This is a genomic window from Microcoleus sp. N3A4 (genome assembly GCF_036701805.1).
In the GTDB taxonomy this organism is placed as follows: Bacteria; Cyanobacteriota; Cyanobacteriia; order Cyanobacteriales; family Microcoleaceae; genus Microcoleus.
The window spans coordinates 1-24,571 of sequence record NZ_JAUBRJ010000095.1 but is presented as its reverse complement, the minus strand read 5'-3'; the positions used below and the strand labels follow the sequence as shown (position 1 = coordinate 24,571).

15 protein-coding genes and 1 pseudogene are annotated in these 24,571 nt (G+C 44.4%); 9 read left to right on the top strand and 7 right to left on the bottom strand.

Annotation, left to right across the window (positions count from 1 at the left end; translation table 11 throughout):
* Positions 1 to 76 precede the first annotated feature (76 nt).
* Together QUA56_RS33050 and QUA56_RS33045 are read right to left on the bottom strand one after the other, a co-directional pair.
* Positions 77 to 792: pseudogene (locus tag QUA56_RS33050) on the bottom strand (IS701 family transposase); the annotation flags it as partial.
* A 74-nt stretch (positions 793 to 866) separates the two neighbouring features.
* Positions 867 to 1,934 (bottom strand): two-partner secretion domain-containing protein, encoded by a 1,068-nt coding sequence (locus QUA56_RS33045; protein ID WP_445242973.1) that lies wholly within the window; start codon positions 1,932 to 1,934, stop codon positions 867 to 869.
* A gap of 674 nt (positions 1,935 to 2,608) precedes the next feature.
* Between QUA56_RS33045 and QUA56_RS33040 the strand changes: the two genes are divergently transcribed.
* A complete protein-coding gene (locus QUA56_RS33040; RefSeq protein WP_333367177.1) occupies positions 2,609 to 8,320 on the top strand; it encodes an AAA family ATPase in 5,712 nt (1,903 codons plus the stop codon).
* 106 nt (positions 8,321 to 8,426) lie between these two features.
* Here QUA56_RS33040 and QUA56_RS33035 read toward each other — a convergent pair whose 3' ends face one another.
* Positions 8,427 to 9,647 (bottom strand): acetate kinase, encoded by a 1,221-nt coding sequence (locus tag QUA56_RS33035; RefSeq protein ID WP_333367175.1) that lies wholly within the window; start codon positions 9,645 to 9,647, stop codon positions 8,427 to 8,429.
* A gap of 248 nt (positions 9,648 to 9,895) precedes the next feature.
* Between QUA56_RS33035 and psaK the strand changes: the two genes are divergently transcribed.
* Complete coding sequence (gene psaK / locus QUA56_RS33030) at positions 9,896 to 10,156, top strand: photosystem I reaction center subunit PsaK (RefSeq protein ID WP_333367172.1); 261 nt, start codon at positions 9,896 to 9,898, stop codon at positions 10,154 to 10,156.
* 41 nt (positions 10,157 to 10,197) lie between these two features.
* On the opposite strand, the gene QUA56_RS33025 is transcribed toward psaK, so the two are convergent.
* The gene (locus QUA56_RS33025; RefSeq protein ID WP_333367169.1) at positions 10,198 to 10,836 is read right to left on the bottom strand and encodes a histidine phosphatase family protein; all 639 of its coding nucleotides are present in this window, start codon (positions 10,834 to 10,836) and stop codon (positions 10,198 to 10,200) included.
* 1,789 nt (positions 10,837 to 12,625) lie between these two features.
* On the opposite strand from QUA56_RS33025, the gene QUA56_RS33020 reads away from it, so the two are divergent.
* From QUA56_RS33020 to QUA56_RS33010, 3 genes are all read left to right on the top strand, one after another.
* Positions 12,626 to 13,600, top strand: a complete 975-nt coding sequence (locus tag QUA56_RS33020; protein ID WP_333367166.1) for an ABC transporter substrate-binding protein — start codon at positions 12,626 to 12,628, stop codon at positions 13,598 to 13,600.
* Positions 13,601 to 13,687: 87 nt separating this feature from the next.
* Positions 13,688 to 15,310, top strand: coding sequence for a sugar ABC transporter ATP-binding protein (locus tag QUA56_RS33015; RefSeq protein ID WP_333367163.1), 1,623 nt, complete (start codon positions 13,688 to 13,690; stop codon positions 15,308 to 15,310).
* The gene (locus tag QUA56_RS33010; RefSeq protein ID WP_333367160.1) at positions 15,307 to 16,311 is read left to right on the top strand and encodes an ABC transporter permease subunit; all 1,005 of its coding nucleotides are present in this window, start codon (positions 15,307 to 15,309) and stop codon (positions 16,309 to 16,311) included. Before QUA56_RS33015 ends, QUA56_RS33010 begins: the two co-directional genes overlap by 4 nt.
* Positions 16,312 to 16,689: 378 nt before the next feature.
* On the opposite strand, the gene QUA56_RS33005 is transcribed toward QUA56_RS33010, so the two are convergent.
* The gene (locus tag QUA56_RS33005; protein ID WP_333367158.1) at positions 16,690 to 17,850 is read right to left on the bottom strand and encodes a transposase; all 1,161 of its coding nucleotides are present in this window, start codon (positions 17,848 to 17,850) and stop codon (positions 16,690 to 16,692) included.
* Between the two features lie 98 nt (positions 17,851 to 17,948).
* On the opposite strand from QUA56_RS33005, the gene QUA56_RS33000 reads away from it, so the two are divergent.
* Positions 17,949 to 18,095, top strand: a complete 147-nt coding sequence (locus QUA56_RS33000; RefSeq protein ID WP_333367155.1) for a hypothetical protein — start codon at positions 17,949 to 17,951, stop codon at positions 18,093 to 18,095.
* Positions 18,096 to 18,143: 48 nt separating this feature from the next.
* Here QUA56_RS33000 and QUA56_RS32995 read toward each other — a convergent pair whose 3' ends face one another.
* Positions 18,144 to 20,621 carry a phosphoketolase family protein gene (locus QUA56_RS32995; RefSeq protein ID WP_333367153.1) on the bottom strand — a complete coding sequence of 826 codons (2,478 nt, stop codon included), beginning with the start codon at positions 20,619 to 20,621 and terminating at the stop codon, positions 18,144 to 18,146.
* Positions 20,622 to 20,984: 363 nt separating this feature from the next.
* On the opposite strand from QUA56_RS32995, the gene QUA56_RS32990 reads away from it, so the two are divergent.
* A complete protein-coding gene (locus QUA56_RS32990; protein WP_445242972.1) occupies positions 20,985 to 21,200 on the top strand; it encodes a hypothetical protein in 216 nt (71 codons plus the stop codon).
* Positions 21,197 to 21,565 (top strand): type II toxin-antitoxin system VapC family toxin, encoded by a 369-nt coding sequence (locus QUA56_RS32985; protein WP_333367148.1) that lies wholly within the window; start codon positions 21,197 to 21,199, stop codon positions 21,563 to 21,565. Before QUA56_RS32990 ends, QUA56_RS32985 begins: the two co-directional genes overlap by 4 nt.
* Before the next feature lie 1,164 nt (positions 21,566 to 22,729).
* Here QUA56_RS32985 and QUA56_RS32980 read toward each other — a convergent pair.
* The gene (locus QUA56_RS32980; RefSeq protein WP_333367146.1) at positions 22,730 to 22,900 is read right to left on the bottom strand and encodes a hypothetical protein; all 171 of its coding nucleotides are present in this window, start codon (positions 22,898 to 22,900) and stop codon (positions 22,730 to 22,732) included.
* A 112-nt stretch (positions 22,901 to 23,012) separates the two neighbouring features.
* Here QUA56_RS32980 and QUA56_RS32975 point away from each other — a divergent pair, with 112 nt between their 5' ends.
* Positions 23,013 to 24,335, top strand: a complete 1,323-nt coding sequence (locus QUA56_RS32975; RefSeq protein ID WP_333367144.1) for an FGGY-family carbohydrate kinase — start codon at positions 23,013 to 23,015, stop codon at positions 24,333 to 24,335.
* Positions 24,336 to 24,571 lie beyond the last annotated feature (236 nt).

Sequence of the window (24,571 nt, the reverse complement as noted above, 5' to 3'; positions counted from 1 at the left end):
TACTGGGCAACCACTTCAGGGTTGAATTTTTAAAATTTATAACCATCAATTCTATTTAAAGACCTGCGGAATGTGGGATATAGTGTCTAGACGCCTCTTTTTTGAAGCTTTTTCTAAACAACTTTATAAATCCAAATTATTTTAAATGAGTTATCAATCCTGACTCAGGAATTTCCAGAGTGCTTACCTGGCAATAATTACGTGGCTCATTTGATACTGTCCTGTTTTTTTCAATTCCGAAGAGAAAACCCAATTTCTGGTTTTTTAGAAATTTTAAATTTGACACTCCTGAATACCAACTATCTCCTGTTACTATTTTTGGCTTGACTCCCCAATTTATTATTTCACTCACCATTTCTCGCTCAATAATCGTTTTTGGTTTTTCCCTCCTTTTTATCATAAATTCTGTAATTTATTGGGACTAAATTACCATTAATATCGCTGTAATATAGGGTGATTAAATTTAAACCAATAATAGTTTTATGAGCTTTTCCTGACCAAAAATAACTAATTAATTCGGCTTTTTTGGGATCGCTGTAAATCTTTTCTATGACTGTATCGTCTACACTCAGTATCCCTCCTTCTAGATTTATTATTTTCTGTATTGTGTTGAATAAATCTTTGGGTTCGTATCTCTCTCTCAACAAAAATCGATTGATACTGTCATGTGAAACATTTCCTAATATCTCTGATAACCTACTACACCCTCCCAACTTTGGCTCTGATATCAATGCAGGAGGTGTAAGTGTCTATATTACATTGTGCTGTCGAGGGTTTAGTTATTTTTCTCATTGTCCGATACCTAAAAAGTTAGACGACCCATATTTATCAATGCATTGTTTGGTTATTTTGTCAATGCGTGAGTCCTAACCTTGTATTGTAAGATTGCCGCCTGCGATCGCCCTAAAAGGATAACTTCCATCCCGTACCCGCACCGTATCTCCTGCAAATAGATTCAAATTGCCCTCAGCAAGTAGCTGGCTTTCTACCAAAGTGAGATTACGTGCTGCCGAGAGTGTAGCATTCTGACTATTAACAGTAGAACTAGCGATCGCCACATCTCCGCTTTCCACCCTCAAACCCGCCGTCAAAACCACTTCTCCTGCACCGTTAACGGAGATACCAGTAGCAGAGTTCCCACCTGCACCGGCAAGCAATTGCGGAAGAGACAAAGGTAGGGATAATTGCCCATTCTGTGCCAACAATTCCCCGTCAACTACCCCTATTTCTAAGCTTAATAAATGCCCTTCTTGACTAATCCGAACAGCATTTTTACCGGGGACAGCAACGACAATAATATTACCTTGGGGAGCATTGAGGGAACCCGTGCTGACAACTGTGCCGCCAATTAAAGTTATACTTTTTCCAGGCGAGACTGCTAAATTACCTGCATTGAGGATACTTCCCGGTTGGCTGAGATTAAAGTAAAAAGTGTTCGGACTTCCTATTAACGTACTGTAATCGTTCGCTCCTGCAACATTGAAAAAACCGGAATCAAAACCGATGTTAGTAGCAGTAGTAGCTGTAAAGGCAGCCGGAAGATTCAAGCTAGCATTAGGGCCAAAGATAATGCCCGAAGGATTTATTAAAAACAGGTTGGAATTGCCGCCACTTACTTGAATTAAACCGTTAATAATAGAAGGATTGCCGCCTACTACCCGACCCAGAATGTTGCGAATAGCGGGAGTAGAAATAAAATTAGCAATCTGTCCTTCGCTAAGCCCAAATTGTTGAAAACTGTGGAAAAGATTCGCTCCATCTCTAGAAGTTTGACCGCCTGTAATATTGAAGCGATCGCCGCTAGGCGTGACAGTAGTGCCAGTGCGATCGGGTGCGGGAACAATGGGTTGTGCTTTTACTACCGCTGTACTTAAAATAGTGGCTGCGATCGCTAGCATTGCAGCACTATGTATAGAAAAGAAGGCTAGTTTCATTAACTTTTAGCTGGCAGAGCACGTATCTGACAATTATAAGTTTAATGTATTGGCTGGTCAGTGCGGTCAACTGCGGCGTAAACTTAGCGATTAAGAACGTCGTCACCATCAGGGCGGTTGCTATACCTGAAACCCACATTCTGCACCCTCAACAGTCACGATCGGTTTTTAATTATTATTAGCCAGCAATAAAGCTATAATTCATAGTTTTATACCGTACATTGACTGATAAAAAACTGTTTAAAGTCATAATTTATTAGTTTTAAAATAGAGTTGTCTGCGTAATTATGGTGTGTGACAAGCGAATTTCAAAGGTGGTACCCGCCACGCGATCGAACCGTGGAATCAATCCAAAATCGAAAATCGAAAATCCTCAAGAAAGAGCATTTATCTCGCGCAAGTCAATCTAAAATCTAAAATCTAAAATCTAAAATCGATTGACACCCCAGGCTGCGTAATGTGGGCTGGAAATCAAAGCAAAAGTACGATCGACTGTTGACGCACCATACAAATTAGGCGATCGAAATCGGGGCTACCACAAAGTATTTGCAGGCTGCTACCCGAAAAACTAAATATTTGTTACACAAACAAAATTTTTGCCTTTCTAACGTGCTATTCTATACACAAAGCTGGTGCGTTTTGACTGCGCGTTAATTTTTAGCAAAAAAATCAATATGCTCTCGATTCCAGGCGTTGCCGTTGTGACACTTCTCTATGAAAGCGCCAACTCTCTGGTTTACCGGGCCATTCGGGAAGCAGATAACAAGCCGCTCATCCTCAAATTTCTCAAAGAAAGTTACCCCACACTTCAAGAATTGGTGCGCTACCGTACCGAATACCGCATCACCAGAGAGTTGAAAGAGGCGGGAGTTGTGCGAGTTTATGACTTGCAAAAATACCAAAACAGCCTGGTGATGTTTGTGGAGGACTTTGGCGGCGAATCCTTAAAAATATGGATGCAGCAGCGGAAGTTTAGTCTAAAGGAGTTTCTGCAAATTGCGATCGCCACAACTGAAATTTTAGGGCAAATTCACAGCGCCAATATTATACACAAAGATATTAACCCTTCTAATATTGTTTACAACCCGGAAACGGAACAATTAAAAATTATTGACTTTGGCATTTCCACTCAGCTAAACAGAGAAACGCCGACTCTGAAAAACCCCGGCATTCTGGAAGGAACCCTTGCTTACATCTCACCGGAACAAACCGGGAGAATGAATCGTACTCTCGATTACCGGGCTGATTTTTACTCCCTCGGTGTCACCTTCTACGAATTGCTGACAGAGAAACTGCCTTTTGAGACAGAAGACGCTTTAGAACTGGTTCACTGCCACATTGCCAGACAGCCGCTTTCCCCGCAGGAAATAGAGCCAGAAATTCCCCTAATTGTATCTCAAATTGTCAGTAAATTGATGGCTAAAAATGCGGAAAACCGCTATCAAACAGCAGGGGGGCTAAAGCACGATCTAGAAATGTGTCTGGTTCAATTAGAAGAAACGGATAGCATACAAAAATTTGACTTGGGAACGCGGGATATTACCGACCGTTTCCTAATTCCCGAAAAGCTTTACGGCAGAAAAACTGAAGTTTATAGTCTATTAGCTGCCTTTGAACGAGTTAGTACAGGTAGCGCCGAAATGATGCTGGTAGCTGGCTTTTCGGGAATTGGTAAAACCGCAGTAGTGAACGAAGTCCACAAGCCTATAGCCAGACAGCGGGGCTATTTTATTAAAGGCAAATACGACCAATTTCAGCGCAATATCCCCTTCAGTGCATTTGTGCAAGCATTTCGGGAATTGATGGGACAGTTGCTATCAGAATCTGATGCTCAGGTACAAACATGGAAAACCAAGATTCTGACAGCAGTGGGTGATAGCGGGCAAGTGCTAATTGAGGTAATTCCTGAATTAGAACGCATCATTGGCGCTCAAAGTCCTGCACTAGAACTTTCGGGGACTGCAGCACAAAATCGGTTTAATTTGTTGATGCAAAAGTTTGTGCAAGTATTTACTACTGCCGAACATCCCTTAGTGATATTTTTGGACGATTTGCAGTGGGCGGATTCGGCATCTTTGAAATTGCTACAACTGTTGATGGAGGATCGGGGGCATCTGTTAGTATTGGGTGCTTATCGGGATAATGAGGTGTCACCCGTTCATCCGTTTATGTTGACGGTGGATGAGATTGTGAAGTCTGGGGCAGCGGTGAATATTATTACCCTGCAACCGTTGAGTTTAGCGGATCTGAAGCAGTTGGTAGCAGATACGCTGATTTGCGATTTATCTTTGGCCGGGCCTTTGACAGAATTGGTTTATCAAAAAACTCAAGGTAATCCCTTTTTCTCGACTCAATTTCTCAAGGTATTATATGAAGACGATCAAATTATTTTTAACAGGGATGTACGGCATTGGCAGTGCGATATTGCCAATGCTAGACTTACCCATGCCTCGGATGTGGTGGAGTTTATGGCGGCGCAATTGCAGAAGTTGCCTGCGAAAACTCAGGATGTTCTAAAATTGGCGGCTTGCATTGGGGCGCAGTTTGATTTAGATACCTTGGCAGTAGTCAGCGAAGAATTACCAGAACAAACGGCATCAGCGCTATGGAAAGCCTTGCAAGAAGGACTTATTTTACAGATTGCAGAAGGCTATAACTTCATTCAAGCAGATGCTCAATCCTCTAGTCAGTCTGTTGCTAATCCAACTTATAAATTCCTGCACGATCGCGTCCAGCAAGCGGCTTATTCATTGATTCTTGATGACCGTAAACCAGCTACTCATCTCAAAGTTGGACAGCTACTTTTACAAAATGCCTCGGAGATGGAAAGAGAAGAAAAACTGTTTGATATTGTCGAGCATTTGAATCTAGGCAAGGAGTTGATATCCCACGCAAAAGAGAGGGAAGCCTTAGCTCAACTAAATTTAAAAGCTGGACAGAAAGCTAGAAATTCTACTGCCTACGCTGCGGCAAAAGTTTATTTGCAAATAGGGATTGATTTACTGACCGCCAACTGTTGGGAAACTCAGTATGAATTGACGCTGAATCTCTATGTTACAGCTACTGAAGTTGCTTATTTAAATGCTGACTTTGAGGGTATGGAACAGATAGCAGCAGAAGTTTTCCAAGAAGCACGAACAATTTTAGATAAAGTTAAAACTTACGAAATTTTAATTATTGCCCAGGTAGCCCAGACCCAGGGCTTAAAAGCGCTCGAAATAGCCAGAGATGCACTGGCGCAATTGGGAGTTGAACTTCCTACCGAAGCTGATCGAGTCAAAATAGATCGAGCCCTACAGAGCCTTGCTATACAACTCCAAGACAGAAGCATTGAGGAACTGGTGAACTTGCCTGTGATGACCGATATTGACACTCAAGCCGCCATGCAACTCTTAGGAATGTTATTTTCACCCATTAATCAAACCGTCCCAAGTTTACTGCCCCTACTGAGCTCTACGATGGTGAGTTTATCGCTTCAATTTGGAAATGCACCCGTATCGACCGTAGGGTATTTGATTCATAGTGTGGTGCTGTGTAACTTTTTGGGAGATGTCAAAACTGGCTATCGCTTTGGTAAATTAGCACTGAATTTACTCGATCTGTTTAATGCAACAGAATTTAAGTCCCAAATTCTGGCTGTATTTACTGCCTGGATTCAGCATCACCAAGAGGCTATCAGGGCAAGGATACCAATGAGTAAAGACGGGTATATAGCTGGTATGGAAACTGGCGATTTTCTATATGCGAGCTACAGCATACTTGTTTACTTTGAGGGCAATTTGTGTGGTGGAGTAGAAATAGATACTTGGGAAGCCGAACTGGAAATTTACAGTGCTGCATTTGCTCAAATAAAGCAATATTCTGCCCAGATTATTTTGGATATAACGTGGCAGACGACGAAAAACTTGAGAGAAACTGTGAGTACACCGGATTGTCTAATCGGAACTGCCTACAATGAAACAGTGATGATTCCTAAACATCATCAGGACAATAACTTCACTATGATTGCTATTGTCTACACATATAAACTGATGCTTGCTTACTTCTTTGGCAATTATCCGGCTGCCCTAAGCTACATTGCCCAAATCAAGCCGTATTTAATGTCAGTATCGGGAATAGTTTTTTTCCCCATTTTCCATTTCTATGCGGCATTGACACACTTAGCCCTTTTTCCCACCCAACCAGAAATTGAACAAGCAGAAATTCTTGCCTTAGTCGAAACCCATCAAACCACTCTGCACCAATGGGCGCAAAATGCTCCCATGAATTATCTGCATAAATGGTATTTAGTGGAGGCCCAAAAGCAGCGGGTTTTAGGAAATAAAGCTGAGGCGATTGAAATGTACGATCGCGCCATCTCCCTTTCCAAACAAAATAAATTCCTCAACGAAGAAGCCCTTGCCAACGAACTAGCCGCCAAATTTTATCTAGAATGGGGTAAAGAAAAATTTGCCCAAATCTACATAATTGAGGCGTATTATTGTTATCTCCAATGGGGAGCTACGGCTAAGGTAAAAGATTTAGAAACGCGATATCGCCAGTTATTGGCGGTAACTCAACCGGGAACTAAAAAAACTCAAACTACCGCAACAGTCACGACCACTGGTTCGGTTAATAACTTAGATATCACCGCAGTCATGAAGGCTTCCCAGGCGATTTCCGGTGAAATTCTGCTGGATAAACTACTGTCTAGCTTGATGAAAATTTTGATGGAAAATGCAGGAGCGCAAAGAGGATATCTGATTTTGTCAAGCCAGGGACAACTGTTAATTGAAGCTGAAGGGACAATAAATTTTGAACAAGTTACCGTGTTGCAATCAATCCCCGTTGAACATTGTCAAAAACTTTCCTCCGCCATTGTCAATTATGTGGCCCGCACTCAAGAAAGCGTGGTACTGGATGATGCTGTTCGAGAGGGACAATTTACCAACGACCCCTACATCCAAACCAATCAGCCCAAATCAATTTTATGCGTGCCGCTGATTAACCAATCTCAACTCGTCAGTATTGTTTATCTAGAAAACAATCTGACAGCCGGAGCTTTTACCCCTGAAAGAGTGGAACTGTTAAAAGTGTTATCTGGACAGGCAGCGATCTCGATTCAAAATTCTAAACTCTATACAGAAATCCGCGAAAGTGAGAACAGGCTCACTCAATTCTTAGAAGCAATTCCAGTGGGGGTGTCAGTGCTGGATGCTTCTGGCAAACCTTACTATAGTAATCGCGTTGCTATTCAATTATTAGGTAAAGGAGTTATTCCTAAAGTCGCCAGCGAGCAAATACCAGAGGTTTATCAAGTCTATCAAGCTGGAACAGAGCGGGAATATCCCTATGCTGACTTGCCGATTGTGCGAGCGTTGAAGGGCGAAAGTGCCACCGCTGAGGATATGGAAATCCACCAAGGCAACAAGATTATTCCGATCGAGGCTTGGGGTACACCAATCTATGATGAAAAAGACAATATTTCTTATGCAATTGTAGCCTTTCAAGATATCACGGAGCGCAAAAAAGCCGAAACTGAGCGAATAAGGTTTACCAATGAACTGTTTCAACTTAACCAAGCTTACGAGCGTTTCGTCCCCAATCAATTCCTCCAGTTTCTAAATAAATCAAGCATTGTCGATGTGGAATTGGGCGACCAAGTGCAGTTGGAAATGTCGGTTTTGTTTTCCGACATTCGCGACTTCACTACGCTTTCGGAAAGTATGACGCCGGAGGATAATTTCAAATTTATCAATTCCTATCTTTCTCGTATGGAACCAGTTATTAATGAAAACAACGGGTTTATTGATAAATATATTGGCGATGCGATTATGGCGCTGTTTAGCGGCGAGGCCGATAATGCGGTGAAAGCGGGAATTGCTATGATCGATCGCCTCGTTGAATACAATCACCACCGCGCTAATTCTGACTGTGGGCCGATTCAAATAGGGATTGGAATTAATACGGGTTCTTTGATGCTGGGAACGGTGGGTGGTCAAAATCGCATGGAGGGCACAGTAATTTCCGATGCGGTGAATTTAGCTTCTCGCGTGGAGGGATTGACAAAAAATTATGGGGTGTCGCTGTTAATTACCCAGGAAACTTACTCGCGTTTAGAAAATCTATCCCAGTACGCAATCCGCACCCTCGATACGGTAAAAGTCAAGGGAAAATCTGAAGCGGTGACGGTTTATGAGGTGTTTGATTGCGATCGCCCAGAAATCAAAGCGGGCAAGTTAGCTACGCTGGAATTGTTTGCCGAAGCCTTGGCAATTTATTCGGAAGGGAAGTTAGCTAAAGCGGCACGGTTGTTTGCCGAGTGTTGGCGTCAGAATCCGGGCGATCGCGTGGCTAAAATTTATTGGGAACGCTGTCAGTCTACATTAGTGTCAACTGAAGACTGACATCCTCGATATCAACATCGATATCGAAGTCGGAAGCCCCCTTTTTTATCTATTACCAACCCGAAAAAAGGTCGATCGTTTTTTAGTAGCCTAAAAGGGCGATCGCTTAACCGGAACCGATCGCGCTTTTCCAGCATTCTCGCGCAATTTCCCAATCTTCCTGCGTGTGAATTACCAAAATTCTCGCCGCTGAATCCACTGTCGCAATATCTTCATCAACTGGCGACAGTTGATTCTTCTCCCCATCCAATTTTAAACCCATAAATCCAAAAGCTTCGCAAGCCGCCGATCGCACAACAGCCGAATTTTCCCCAACACCCGCCGTAAAAATCAAAGCATCCAACCCTCCCAAACTCGCCAGCATCGCCCCAATTCCGGCGCGCAAACGGTGGATGTAAATATCCAATGCAAGTTGAGCTCTCTCATTACCTTGGGTAATGGCATCTCCAATCTGCCGCATATCGCTAGATACCCCAGAAATCCCTTTTAAACCAGAATTTCGATTGAGAATATCATCAAGTTTCTCAGAAGTTAAATTGGATTGTCTTAACAGATGAATTAGAATGCCTGGATCGATCGCACCCGATCGACTTCCCATCATCAAACCATCCAAAGGAGTAAAACCCATTGTCGTGTCAACACTCACGCCCCCCCGAATCGCGGCCAGAGAACATCCGTTGCCCAAATGACAGCTAATTAGCCGCAAATCTGGCAAATCGCGGTTCAGAATTTGAGCCGCCCTGCGAGCGCAATATTGATGGCTAATGCCGTGAAAACCGTAGCGGCGAATCCCGTTTTCGAGCCATTCGTAGGGGCCTGGATAAACAAACGCAGCGGGAGGCAATTGTGCGTGAAAAGCTGTATCAAAAACTGCTATTTGCGGCACATTTTCGAGGATGTTTTCAACAATTTCGATGCCTTCGAGATTGACGGGATTGTGTACGGAAGCGAAAACAGATAAACGGGCGATCGCCTCTTTAACATCCGGTGAAATCAACGTACTTTGCTGATAGTCTTGCCCGCCGTGTACGACGCGGTGGCCGACAATATCAATCTCGTTTAAATCATTAATGGTTTGAGTTTTTCCCCTGCAAAGAGTCTCCAGCATTCGAGAAATAGCAGCTTGGCGAGACTTCGATGCAACTTCTTCCTCAAGCCGATCGCCTTTTGCGGTTTTGACTTTCAACTCTGCTATACCCTGCTGGTGAGTCCAGTCTATTTGAGCTGACCACAGGGGCTGCAAAGGTCGATCGGGTAGGACATCGTTTAACTCGTAAAGACAGCTCTTTTGACTGCTAGAACCCGCATTTAACACCAGTATTTTCATGGCAAATTCAAATCAAGTAAAGGTTAAAATTATCCAAAAATTGTTTGTAGCAAGGACTTTAGTCCTTAAAAATTGAGCGTTAAGGACTCAAGTCTTTACTACAAACTTGTCGATCTTGAGAACATGGGAAAATTATTAAGATAAATGTCGAAATGTTAACTGTTAATGCAATGTGTAGCTAACAGTTGCATTTTTTTGATATATCTTCTGTTCAGATTTTCATTTACTAAATTTTAAGGAGTCGATCGATGTTTACACCAATTTTACTTGCCACTGTCGCCAGAACCGTAGAGTGGAGCCCCGCGATCGGTTTAATTATGATTATTTGCAATATTGCAGCCATTGCTTTCGGCAAATCAACCATCAAAAATCCTCACACAGGCCCAGCCGCGCCCTCATCGGATATGTTGGGCGGCTTGAGTTTGGGTGCACTTGTGGGAAGTCTCTGCTTCGGTCATATTTTGGGAACGGGTACGATTTTAGGATTGTCTTACCTCGGTGCGATTTAGTTGAAGACTGTAGGGTGCGTCCCCGCACCTTACCGCCAATTTCAAGTACCGGGTAAATTGCGGAGAGTTTCATCCATGTACGATCGATCGCCCAAAACCTCCAGCATCGGCCCGCGCACACCAAACTTGACAATACTAACAGAAGCTGCTAGAGCAGCAATGCGATTGCGGTAACTTCCCAAATCAATCCCCAACAAACTGCACAGAATAATCCGAATAGTCGCCTTGTGCGAAACTACCAAAACATTACCATCATTGTACTTTTCCTGAATTTCTGCGATAACTAAGGACGATCGGCTAGCAATTTGCACAGAAGTTTCGCCATCATTCGGTGCATTCCAAGCCGGTTCCGTCAGCCAATTGACGTACTCTTGGGCATATTTTTCCCGGACAAACTCAACTGTTTCACCCTCCCACTTGCCGTACTTAATTTCCCTCAATCCGTCACGCAACTGCATTGCAATTCCTACAGCATCGCACAAAGGCTTCGCAGTTGCGATCGTTCGTTTCATGGGACTAACATAAACAGCACTCCAAGGCAATTTTGCGTAAGTTGCAGCAAACTGTTCAGCCATCATAGAACCTTCCGCTGTTAATTCCGGGTCGAGGTCGCCGCAGAAGCCGCCAGTCTTGCTGTAAACTGTTTCACCGTGCCGCAGAAAATAGATTTTTAAGCTCATATATAGCAGTTTTATTTGATTGGTGAAATAGACTCTTATTGAACGAACCGCAGAGGAAGAGGGAAGAATAAATTCTCGATCGCCCTAGGGACATGATAATGCCCATTGGTGCCAATTTAAACTTCATCCCGCAGTCCGGCAGGGAGAGGTTTTAACCCCAGCCTCACAGATTGAATCCTAGCTGTGAGAACTCCTACCGCAGTTTTCAACCGCGTAAGGTAGAATCACGAAAAGACCCAAAAGAAACAGATGAAAGCCCATTAACTTGATTTTCGTCAAAAGATTCTTAAATCCTATAATAACAAGGAAAATGCGATCGGACAAGTTCCTCAACGTTTTAAAGTGGCTCAAAGCTTTGTACAAAAACTACTCAAACGCCCCAAATCCAACAAAAACTCTCACCTTTTTACCACAGGGTAGTAAATTTTATTCTGGCGTTGGCTCGAAAAATAGATATAGTCGAACAACTCTAGCAATCCTATGCCCGATTGCATCCAATGACCCCAAGCAGAACCCGATTCAGGATATGTGGTAACAAGCAAAACGCTTGCTCCGAGAGTATTACCATCTGTGTCAATCCTTTGCTGCCGTTAAATACCTATTTGAATTTGTCACTTAAGTAGATGAGTGAGAAAATACATACAGCATATTCCAGGTTGATGAAGTACAGCAGCCGCTATATTTATATTGTGTGATTTTAATATGTAGGGTGCGTCGCTGCGACCTTTTAAGTAGAACTTGCAGATTGACCCGTGGCGACGCACCTTACTTACTACAAGATTGTGTGTACTACATATACATGGAATATGCTGTAAGTAAGCTGTCGCGCATTTAAATTGCACGTACTCGGCGGGCGGGACGCCCAACCCCTACTCCCCACAAGAGTTTAATTGTTTTTTGACAGACAATTTAAATACAGAACAGCTTAGTCATTGCGAGGGTCACTCCGTGAAACGAAGCAATCGCAACGGTTGCGATCGATTTACATTTTGTTACATAGTTTAGTTGATTTGGGCATACCTACTTATCGTCAAATCTTTGACTTTTCAAAGCTTTTTACCTAGTGCTGTTTCTCACAGCTTATTTAGGAGTGGTATGGTTGAGAGTGACTGCAATTCGACATTTTGGTTCGCCTCGTCTAGTTTTTTGCCCCTCAACTAACACTTTGTCTATTTGCTCGACAGTCAAAGCCATCACAAGTCTTTTGCTATATTAGAGTAATTTTATGGTTAACACTAAGAAAGTGCAGACTTTGGAACGGCTAAAAACGAGTTTTACCTCTTGACAAAATAGACAATTGGTCTATCAAAGTGGCTTTGGGAAAAACAGGCGATCGTATCTTTAGTTTTTGATACAAGTCTTCCCTCTATCTAAAGATAGATATCAAGGCAACTTTTAACTGTTAAAATCCCAGAATGAGAGTTAAATTAAATATGACTCTGCAAGCCTTTAAACATAACCTTTGGGTTTTTAGTCAAAACTTTTCTACAGGTCTAAAATACGGGAATGCTTACACAAAATTTAACAAAATTTAATAAAAATTGAGTTTTTTAGCAGGCGAGAACGATGATTTATCTTCGGCTCTCTCTTCAACTAAGCATTCTAGCAAGCCGATAGAGAAAATTTTACTAACAGAAAAGAAACAAGGTATTGTAAAATCTTGTAAGAGGAGAGGCTTGCTGCCTCAAATATTAGGTATTTAAGCTTAAACCAACAAAAAATAATGTTGGGTGTCCAATGTCATATGGGCAAGCGACTCTCTCCAAACAAGCATTAATTGGAGTTTGAGGTGAAACGAATAACGATCGCATTCAGTATTTTTAGTGCAGTCAGCAGCACTCTTGTCAGTTGCACAACAGCTCCCCCAAAGGCTCAAAGCGGCAAACAAAGTTCAGAACTTTCATCAGTAGCAGTAGCAGTCCGCGACCTCGGCAACCCCTTCTTCGTACAAGTTGGTAAAGGTGCCCAGGCAGAAGCCAAAAAACTCGGCGGCGCCAACGTCAGGACAACACTCGTATCCAGCGGCGACGACTTAAATCAGCAATTTAACCAAATCGAAAACTTCATCGCCTCCAATGTCAGCATGATCGTACTCAATGCTGCTGATAGTAAAGGCATTGCCCCCGCCGTCGAAAAAGCCAAGCAAGCAGGAATTCCGATAATTGCAGTAGATACCGCCGCCGATGGAGGAGTTGATGCCACAGTTACTTCAAATAACGTGCAAGCTGGCGAAGTAAGCTGTCAATATATAGCCGATCGCTTGAAAGGAAAAGGCAGCGTTGTGATCATCAACGGGCCTCCCGTCGCCTCAGTGATTGAGCGAGTTCAGGGATGCCAGAGTGTCTTCTCCAAATATCCCGACCTCAAAGTTCTTTCCTCATCTCAGAACGCAGAAGGCAGCCGCGATGGGGGATTAAGAGTAATGAGCGATTTGCTCACTTCCTTCCCCAAAATAGACGCAGTTTTTGCAATTAACGACCCCTGTGCCATAGGTGCAGAATTAGCAGCCAAACAGTCACAAAGGAGCGAATTCTTTATAGTTGGCGTAGATGGCGCACCAGAAGCTCTAGATGCACTCAAACAGAACAACAGTCTATTTGTGGCTACAGCAGCGCAAGACCCATTTCGCATGGCAGCCAAAGCAGTTGAAGTCGGGAACAACATTCTCAAAGGAAACAAACCAGCCAATCCAAACATTCTCATTCCAGTCGCGCTGATCACTCGTGAAAACGTCAATCAGCATCAAGGCTGGACAAGTGAATAAAAAACCTAGAGTTTTCAGATTCACAAAAATCGAGCAGTTAAGCGGGGAAACTTTTAAATTAATCCCCAAAAAACCCAGGAGTTTTTGATGGAAAATCTCACACAAGAACACAGAAAAACTCAACCAATCCTCGAAATGCAAGGCATCACAAAAACCTTTCACGGTTTCAAAGCTTTGCACGATGTAAATCTGACTGTATATCCCGGGGAAGTCCACGCCCTCATGGGTGAAAATGGTGCAGGCAAGAGTACGCTGATGAAAATTCTTGCCGGAGCCCACATAGCCGATGAAGGAGAAATCAGAATAGACACTCAAGCTGTGAAGATGACAAACCCCAGTCAAGCCAGAGAATTGGGGATAGCCATTATTTATCAAGAGCTAAATCTCGCCCCCAATCTAACAGTTGCTGAAAACATTTTTATGGGGAGCGAACTCACAAAAAGAGGTGGTCTAATCGACCGAGACCGAATGCGGAGTCAGGCATCAGAGGTACTGCAAAACCTCGACGCAAGTTTTGATGCAGGAGACCTGGTTTCGACACTTTCAATTGCCGAACAGCAGCAAGTTGAGATAGCCAGAGCACTCAAAGACAAGAGCCGCATTCTAGTAATGGATGAGCCAACAGCAGCACTTTCAGACCGCGAGACAGAAAAGCTGTTTGAGGTAGTTCACCGCTTGCGGAAAGAGGGTATTGCTATTATTTACATCAGCCACCGGATGGAAGAAATTTACGCCCTTGCCGATCGCGTCAGCGTCATCCGAGATGGGGGGTATATTGGCTCTCTGGAAAAGCACGAAATTTCCGCCACTCGCCTAGTCGAAATGATGGTGGGTCGTTCTTTACAGGATTTGTACGAACACAAGCATCAAACAACTCTAGGTGCAGTGGTTCTGGAGGTAACAAACTTAAGTGACGGACGCAAAGTAAAGCCTGCAAGTTTCCAACTTCATGCAGGCGAAATTGTGGGTTTAGCCGGTTTAGTTGGCGCCGGCAGAACAGAACTTGCCCGCCTGATTTTTGGTGCCGATCGAAAGACCAGCGGTGAAATAAAACTCGAAGGTCGTCACCTCAATATTTCTGAACCCACTAATGCCATTGAATCAGGAATTGCCTATGTGCCAGAAGATATCAAAACTCGCTCTCCACTAAACATCTTAAGCCCAGATGATGCAATTGAAGCCGGAATTGCCTACGTGCCAGAAGATCGGAAAAATCTCGGTTTATTTCTCGATATGAGTTCGGGCGAAAATATCACCCTAAATATTTTGGATCGAGAGACAAAAGCTGGCATAATCAATTCCAAAAACCTGGCAAAAGTTGTGACAGATGCCATTCAAGACTTAGGCATTCGTCTTGCCAGTCCGAGCATCAGAGCAATGGATTTATCAGGGGGAAATCAACAAAAATTACTGTTAGCACGTTGGTTGGCCATTAATCCAAAGGTACTTTTGCTAGATGAACCGACGCGGGGTGTGGACATTGGGGCAAAAAGCGAAATTTATCGAATTATTAGCGAATTAGCAGCCAAAGGGGTAGCCATTTTGATGATTTCCAGCGAGTTGCCGGAAATTGTGGGAATGAGCGATCGTGTCTTAGTCATGCGGGCCGGAAGTCTCGTAGGTGAAGTCGGCGGATCGACTGGCGAAAAAATTACACAAGAGAACATTATGGCTTACGCCACTGGGGCAAGAGAGGTCAAAAAATCATGAGCGAAATGCAAACAAAAACCAGTAGAAATTCAGTCAGCGATCGCCAGAAAACAAGTAAAGCTCAAGCTTGGAGAAATTTTATCCAAGTTGCCGGTATTTTACCGATTTTGCTGGGAATCTGTATTATTTTTTCACTGGTAACGCCGAACTTTCTTTCTTTAGGAAATCTGATTAATGTCATTCGGCAGGCATCGATCAATATCGTGCTAGCTACTGGGATGACTTTTGTGATTTTGACGGGTGGAATTGACCTGTCAGTGGGGTCGATTTTGGGGGTGACGGCAGTAGTTGGGGTGTTGGTTTCATTAGTCCCAGGTCTCGGTTGGTTTGCGGTACCGGCTGCGTTAATAGCGGGAATCTGTTTGGGATTGCTCAACGGCTCGCTGATTGCCTATTTGGGTTTGCCTCCGTTTATCGTGACACTTGGTTCTTATACTGCTTTGCGGGGAGTTGCTTATTTGGTAGCTAACGGCACTACAGTTATCAATAGAAATCTCAATTTCGCTTGGATAGGTAACAGCTATGTTGGCCCTGTTCCCTGGTTAGTTATTATCGCTTTTCTCGCAGTTTTAGCGAGTTGGTTTGTATTGCGGCGGACTGTTCTCGGGAGGCATATTTACGCGGTGGGAGGTAACATTCGGGCAGCAAGACTGACAGGTATTAAGGTGAGTCGGGTGCTGTTGTTTGTTTACGGTGTCAGCGGGTTGCTTTCTGGTTTAGGTGGAATTATGAGCGCGTCGCGCCTCTACAGTGCGACGGGGATGTTGGGGCAAGGCTATGAATTGGATGCGATCGCTGCTGTAATTTTGGGAGGCACGAGTTTCACCGGTGGAATTGGCACTATTTGGGGTACTTTGCTGGGGGCTTTAATTATTGCTTTGCTTAACAATGGACTAACTCTGATGAATGTGTCTTTTTTCTGGCAGTTAGTTGTCAAAGGTTTGGTGATTATTATCGCTGTGACGATTGACAAAGTTCGCACCGGTTCTAGCGCAGCATGAGGGGTAAAAAAGGGTAAAAAAAAATATCCTAAAACTTGCATTTTTGCAGCGCGAAGCTAATCAGCATTTAAATTTCATCTAAACAAATAAGCTGTTGCGGCATTTAAATTGTCTGTCAAAAAACAATGAGTGGGGAGTAGGGGTTGGGCGTCTCGCCCGCCTCAAATATGCAATTTACAGCCGATTCCACGTTTATCGAGGACACCCGCCTATCGCTCAATCCCGCCGTAGGGACACGGCACGGCGCCGTGTCCCTACTTCATAAACCTGGGATACGCTGTAAATGCGCGACAGCTTAGGGTGACGTATCCTTACCCGCGAAATAGCCGCTCTGAAAAACCTACCCAGAGGTACCCAGACCTATACATATCTGGACATCTAGCGTTTTCTACTTGCTTCAACCGGAGGTGTCGGCACTTCTCCGTCCACAAGTCTTAACGAACTCAAGCTAAGTCCGATGCGTTCTATATTGATTGCAGCATTCAAATCGCGCTCGATAGACTGCCCGCAATTCAAACAGTCAAATACACGATCTTTTAGGGTTAATTCATCGTTTTTCCAACCACAGTGAGAACAGGTTTTGCTACTAGGTTCCCATCTCGAAATTATTGCTAATTCTGAACCGTAAAGCTGACACTTATACTCTAACTGTCGTCTGAATTCGTAGAATCCAAGCAGAGCCACTGCACCAGCCAAGCGTCCAAATTTTAGCATTCCAGACACATTTAAGTCCTCAATGCAGACAACTTTGAACGTTTTAGCTAGAGCGGTTGTGAGCTTGTTTAAGAAGTCTTTGCGGATACAGACCAGCCGATAATGCAAACCAGCTATGCGGTTTTGGAAATCTTTATAGGACTTCGAGCCGCGTTGCTTGTTGCGGTTCAGATATTGCAGCTTGGCAATATGAGCTTTGATGCGCTTGTACTCTTCAGGTGCATCAAAAATCTGTCCATCAGAGCAAGTGGCAAACTGTTTCACTCCTAAATCAACACCCACCGAAAGATTGGTTTTCTCTGTCGGTTGCGGCTCAACTTCTATTTTGAAACTTATAGACCACTTATCGGATTGGCGACTGATAGTAACGTTTTTAACTTGAACTTGTGGCAAGCTCTCAAACGTTTTGAGAACGCCAATGACAGGCACTTGAATATGATGAACACCCAAGATTTTGATTGCTCCATCTAAGGTGAAAGAATCCTGAGACTTTCCTTTCCTCTTGAATTGTGGTGTTTTCGCGGTTTTCTTGAAAGCTCTATCCCAAGCCTCTCTAAGCTGCCTTAATGCGTACTGCGGTGCACATTTGCTCGATTTATAATACCAGGGATTCTCCGGCTTCACGATCGCAACTAACAATTTATGCAAGTCAATCGCGCTGGGGAATTTCAGCTTTTCTGTTGGATGGGCTTGATTGTGTTTGAGAATCTGTTCAGTCAGCCATAATCCCCAATTCCAGGCGTGTCTAGCAGTCCCAGCGTGCTGGGCTAATGCCGTTCGTTGTTGGTTGTTAAGGTTTAGTTCGGTTTTGAATCCCAAAAGCATTGATTCGAGATATCAATAGGTGCTAAATATTAATATAGCAATATATGAGCTACATGAGAATGCCTTTTCAGAAACATCATAAACAAGGTGCAAAGCCAATGGGAAGTGAACCGATGGATCGCAATCCGGTTTGTTTTAACGTCAGCAAAGGTGTAAAGGAAAAACTCAAAGCCATCCCAGATTGGAAGGAACGGCTGAGAGAATTTGTCGATCGGTTGATCGATGAATCTGGACAAAATGAGTAGCAATGTATAGTTATGGATAGAAATTATCGAACAGCTTTCGACCCTCTGCTAACCCGGAGCACCCGATCGCACACTTTGATCTCCTGTCGTTGTCGGATCTTTCGTTTCCTTCGTCGGCGTTTCAGACTGAACCGCGCCCCCGTGCGGCCACTTCCAGTCGCGGATTTCCGGCATATCATCGCCGTGTTCGGTAATGTATTGCCTGTGTTCGATCAGCTTGTCGCGGATGGCTTGTTTGCCGTAAGCAGCAGCATAACCGAGTTTCGGCACGCGATCGAGTACATCTCCAACCAAATGGAATCGATCGAGATCGTTAATTACCACCATATCAAACGGCGTAGTAGTCGTTCCCTCCTCCTTGTAACCGCGAACGTGAATATTCGGGTGATTTTTCCGGCGGTAAGTCAACCGGTGAATCAGCCAAGGATAGCCGTGAAAAGCAAAAATCACCGGCTTATCTTTCGTGAACAAAGCATCAAAATCCTTGTCAGACAAACCGTGGGGATGTTCTGTCGAAGGCTGAAGCGTCATCAAATCCACCACATTCACCACCCGCACTTTTAACTCGGGATAATCTCGGCGGAGAATGTCAACAGCAGCCAAAGTTTCCAGCGTCGGAACATCACCCGCGCAAGCCATCACCACATCGGGTTCGCCGCCTTTATCGTTGCTAGCCCACTCCCAAATGCCGAGGCCTGCCGTACAGTGTTTAATCGCAGCATCCATATCCAAATACTGCAATGCCGGCTGCTTCCCAGCAATAATCACGTTGACATAGTGGCGGCTGCGGAGACAGTGATCGGTAACAGACAGCAAAGTGTTCGCATCCGGCGGCAAATAAATCCGCACAACTTCCGCTTTCTTGTTAATTACGTGGTCGATAAAACCCGGATCTTGGTGAGAAAAACCGTTGTGATCTTGCCGCCAAACGTGAGATGTTAGTAAGTAATTCAGAGAGGCGATCGGTCTGCGCCAAGGAATGTGGCGAGTAGTTTTCAACCACTTAGCGTGTTGGTTGAACATCGAATCGATGATGTGAATAAACGCTTCGTAACAGGAGAAAAAGCCGTGGCGTCCCGTCAGCAAATAGCCTTCCAGCCATCCCTGACACATATGTTCGCTGAGGACTTCCATCACGCGGCCGTCGGGAGAAATGCGATCGTCCTCCGGCAAAATACTACCAGTCCACACCCGGTCTGTCACCTCAAACACCGGATCGAGGCGGTTTGATGCAGTTTCGTCAGGCCCGACAATGCGGAAATTCTGGTTCTCCTGATTGAGTTTCATCACATCCCGCAAGAAACGGCCGGTAACGCGGGTGGCTTCTGCCATTACAGTGCCTGGTTTTTGCACGTCAACGGCGTAGTCCTCAAATTTTGGCATTTTCAAGTCTTTTAGCAAGATGCCGCCGTTAGCGTGCGGATTTGCCCCCATCCGCCGATCGCCCTTGGGTGCGAGTTCCGCCAATTCTGCAATTAGTTTGCCCTTGTCGTCGAAGAGTTCTTCGGGCTTGTAGCTTTTCATCCAATCCTCCAGGAGTTGGACGTGTCCGGGCTTAGAAGCCATTTCAGCTAATGGGACTTGGTGCGATCGCCAAGAACCCTCAGTTTTCTTACCGTCCACTTCCTTCGGCCCCGTCCAGCCTTTGGGAGTTTTCATCACAATCATCGGCCACTGAGGGCGATCGGAATATCCCTCTGTCCGGGCTTTTTCCTGAATCGCCTTAATTTCGCCAATGACTGTATCGAGAGTTGCAGCCATCAACTGGTGCATGGTTTCCGGGTCTGAACCTTCCACCCAATAAGGTTTGTAGCCGTAACCGACCATCAAACTTTCCAATTCCTCGCGCGGAATGCGGGCCAACAGCGTCGGATTGGCAATTTTGTAGCCGTTCAAGTGCAAAATCGGCAACACGGCCCCGTCCCGAACCGGGTTGAGAAACTTGTTAGAGTGCCAGCTAGCAGCCAATGGGCCGGTTTCCGCTTCCCCGTCGCCGACAACGGTCGCCACGATTAAATCGGGGTTATCGAAGGCCGCCCCGTAAGCGTGGACGAGGGCGTAGCCGAGTTCCCCGCCTTCGTGAATCGAGCCCGGAGTTTCCGGGGCGACGTGGCTGGGGATACCGCCGGGAAAGGAGAACTGTTTGAACAGCCGTTTGATACCCTCTTCATCTTCGGAAATGTTCGAGTAATATTCGCTGTAAGTTCCTTCTAAGTAAGTGTTGGCCACCAAGCCCGGCCCGCCGTGTCCGGGGCCTGCGATGTAGATAGCGTTGATGTCTTGCGCTTTGATGATGCGGTTGAGGTGAACGTAGATGAAGTTGAGGCCTGGAGTAGTGCCCCAATGTCCGAGGAGTCTCGGTTTGACGTGTTCGATTGTGAGGGGTTCTTTGAGTAGGGGGTTGTCGAGGAGGTAGATTTGTCCGACGGACAGGTAGTTTGCCGCGCGCCAGTAGGCGTTCATTTTGTGTAGTTCTGAGTCGGAAAGCGGCTTTAATTGCGGGATCTCGGTTGTTCCTAGCATCATCAGCGATTGACTCCTAAGTAGTGGTTGTTTTGTAAAGTGCGATCGTGAAGTGCGATCGATATTGTAACTGACGCGGATATTATTTGGTTACTTGAGACACTCTTTATGTTGACTCCCTGTTTCACAAGCAAACAATTGAATTGTATACCAGTTTTATCTAAATCCAAGTTTAAATCAACGTTAATTTTTGGGTAACAAGCTGGCATTTTTTACCGAGGGCGGCAGGTTGCGGGGGTGAAAGCCTGCGGGAATAAAAAAGATACTTTTCTAGGTAGAGGCAAGAATGATTTATATTCGATATTCCAATTTTTAATTATGGAGCTATAATGGAAAAGTTCAACATTAAATCTGAAGGGGGCCTTAATGCTACCTGTTAGAAAAAAACTTGTGACTGATGAAGCAATGCGTCCAGTTGCAGTGCTGATTGATTACGAGGACTGGCAGAAAATTGAGCAACTGTTAGAGACTCTGATAATTCAAAAGACAGAAAAGAGTAATTTAGCAAAGTATGCGGGTGTCATTAAATTAACTCAAGACCCATTAGAGTACCAGAGACAAATTAGGGAGGAGTGGGATTGAGTCAAGCTTTAATTGTGTTAGATACCAATGTAGCGTTGTACTACTTGGGCGGTCGCTTAATAAATCCATTACCAGCAGGACAATATTTTGTTTCTGTGATAACTGAGATAGAATTATTATCTTATCCTAGTCTTAGTTCTGAAGAAGAGGTACTGATTCGTGATTTCTTGACTAATGTTACAGTGGTTGGGCTGGATAGTAATATCAAGGATTTGGCGATCGCTTTGCGGAAAACTTACAGGCTCAAACTTCCCGATGCCGTAGTTGCAGCAACAGCAAAGTTTCTCAATGCAATGCTGCTGACGAATGATATCAAACTGACTAATTTAACAGAGATTAATACTGAGTCCGTACAAATTTTGTAAAAAAGGGCGATCGCACTTTCATCAAGGTTTTGAAAAAAGTGCGATCGCCTTTCAATTTTCTTTCCAACAACAGCTAGAAAGTCCCACTGATTCTGTTTAACCATTGATTGCCATCAGGTGTTTTTCCCGCAATACCAAATTCATCTGTTATGCGAGTAGTATCAGTCATTAAAGTACCATCTTTATTTATCCTGATTCCGTAAAACTTTCTACACAAGCTGAAACCTTACCACTGCGGTATTATAGCCTGCACCCGAGATGACGGTATTCCTAGACTGAGTGCGAATATTCATGATGCGATATCTATGGCTGAGACACTAACGGGAAGAGTGATTCGTGTCGATCGCACTCTCGCCGCCATCTATACAGCACTTCCGGATGTTATGAGGTACAGTAGCAGCAATTAGTAAACCAGTTTTTAAGATGTTTCGGATTAATTAAGTCAAGAGCCACAGCAATTATGGTGTCAACCATTTTAGTGGTGGTTGGTGAAAACTGTCGCAATAAAGATTTGAGTTGCGACCACCATAATTCAATTGGATTAAAATCAGGAGATTCTGGGGACAAACACAAGATAGAAGCACCCACCGCTTCAATCTACGGGCTTAATTGAATCTACTTTATGCGCTGGTAAGTTATCAATTCACGTCTACTGCTCCCGACCACAATTGTGGCACTAAACATTTCAAGGGTAAACACCTCAAATGCTTGGCCCCGCCATCGAGTTGTCCGCAGTCATTAATGCCACTACTTGCGCGAGACTAATTGCACCAATTACTGTGACTTTCTTGCCTCGATAAAAAGGTTTGACCGCATAGGCTCTCGTGCCTCGTTGGGAACGTGCATGAGTTCTGGTTAAACAAGCGCAATACTCCAGTCTCATCTAAAAAGACTAGATTTTTGGGCTCGATATGCTTGACTTTTTCCCAATACTCTAACCTTAATTTCATGACTCTTTCAGTGCCGGCTTGGCTACTTTTCACTGTGTTTTTTTTAGGATTTAATCCCAACTTCTGTAAGGCGTTACACATAGCTGTTCTACCCACCCAATTTCCCGGATTCTGGGCAAATAACTCACACAATTCTAGTAAGGTTGCATCGGGATGTGCTGCCACTATTTCTCTCAACTCTGCTGTGGAATTATTCAAATGACTGTATCTCGGTTTACCACTCTCGTTTCGGCTGTAAATTCCCCTCGATTTTTTGTTGCTTGACCAGTTTTTGAAAAGAGCTTTTACTGACGGAAAATATCGCTGCTGTTTTTCCTATCGACAGCTTCTGATCTTGATGGGCTGCTACTATTTTTGTTCGCAAATCTACTGAATATACTTTCATTGGTATATTTTTTTAATCTATTCTTATTGTACCTCATAACACCCGGAAGTGCTGTAAGATGCAAATAAATTTATTGGTTTACTGAAAATAGGAAAATTCGCGGGAGTGACAAATGAATCTTTATTTGGGAATAGATTTCGGCACGACTGGCGCGCGATCGACTGTCATAGACTCCCAGGGTACAATACATTGTGAGACTGAATATACTTTTGCTAACAACGGGCAACAACAGCCTGAATTGCCCTCGGTGTGGCAAAAGGCGCTGTGGGACTCGATCGACCAAATTCCCCCAACAATCCGCCGTCAGGTAAGGGCGATCGCCATTGACGGTACATCCTCCACTGTCATGCTGTGCGATACCGACGGTATACCAGTATGCGAACCGATTTTATACAATGATGCGCGCGGTGCAGCAGTGACAGAGAAGTTGCGGGCGATCGCGCCGCATAACCACACAGTATTAAGCGCTACATCCAGTCTGGCTAAACTCCTGTGGTGGCAGGAGGGCGGGCTAGAAGCCCACCTGACAACACAATTCAGTCTTTGTGGAACAGGCATCTTGCCTGTTGTTGAGAAGCTTTATTTCCTGCATCAAGCTGACTGGTTGGCATTTCTGCTGCACGGCAAATTGGGAATTAGCGACTATCACAATGCTTTGAAACTCGGTTTCGATGTTGATACTTTGTGCTATCCGAATTGGCTGATAGAGGGAATTGCGGGCGCTGCAACGCCTGATTTGCCGCAAGTTGTCGCACCGGGCACGCCTGTGGGGGAAGTGAGAGCTCAAGTGGGCGATCGCTTCGGATTTCCCCGCGATTGTATGATTTGTGCTGGTACAACCGATAGCATCGCAGCATTTTTAGCAAGCGGTGTCAATTTACCGGGGGAAGCAGTAACTTCTCTCGGTTCTACACTAGCAGTCAAACTGCTAAGTCATACCCGCGTAGATGATTCTAGATACGGGATTTACAGTCACAAATTAGGCGATTTGTGGTTGGTTGGAGGTGCTTCTAATACCGGAGGTGCAGTGCTGCGACACTTTTTTACTGATGCTGAGTTAGAGAATTATAGCACACAAATCGCTCCTGAACAAGAGAGTTTGCTGGATTATTACCCATTGTTGAAAAAGGGCGATCGCTTTCCGATTAATGACCCGAATTTGCCGCCCCGACTCGAACCGCGTCCCACTGATTCAGTGGAATTTCTGCACGGTTTGCTAGAAAGCATAGCGCGGATTGAAGCGCGGGGATATCAATTATTGCAAGAATTCGGTGCAACTCGTTTAACAAAAGTTTATACTGCTGGTGGCGGGGCAAAAAATTCGGTTTGGAGTGCGATTAGAAAGCGTTCTTTAAAAGTCCCTGTTGAAACGCCAATTCATACTGCGGCTGCTTATGGAAGTGCGTTATTGGCGAAGCATGGAACGCAAATTTAAAGGTGGTAAATTGGAAGTGCGATCGCAGTCGATCAAAACTGAAATGGGAGGAAGCAAACATTCTGATATATTGTTTTAAGTTGTTATCCCTAAAAATTAAGGACAATGGCAAAGCTACCTGATGACATCCTGAACACAATTTTTACCTTGCAGCGGCGGCTAGTACAGCGCGGCGGAAATCAACAGACCATATTGGTAGGATTGGTGAGAAAATAATCTAGTCTGGTTAAAAACCG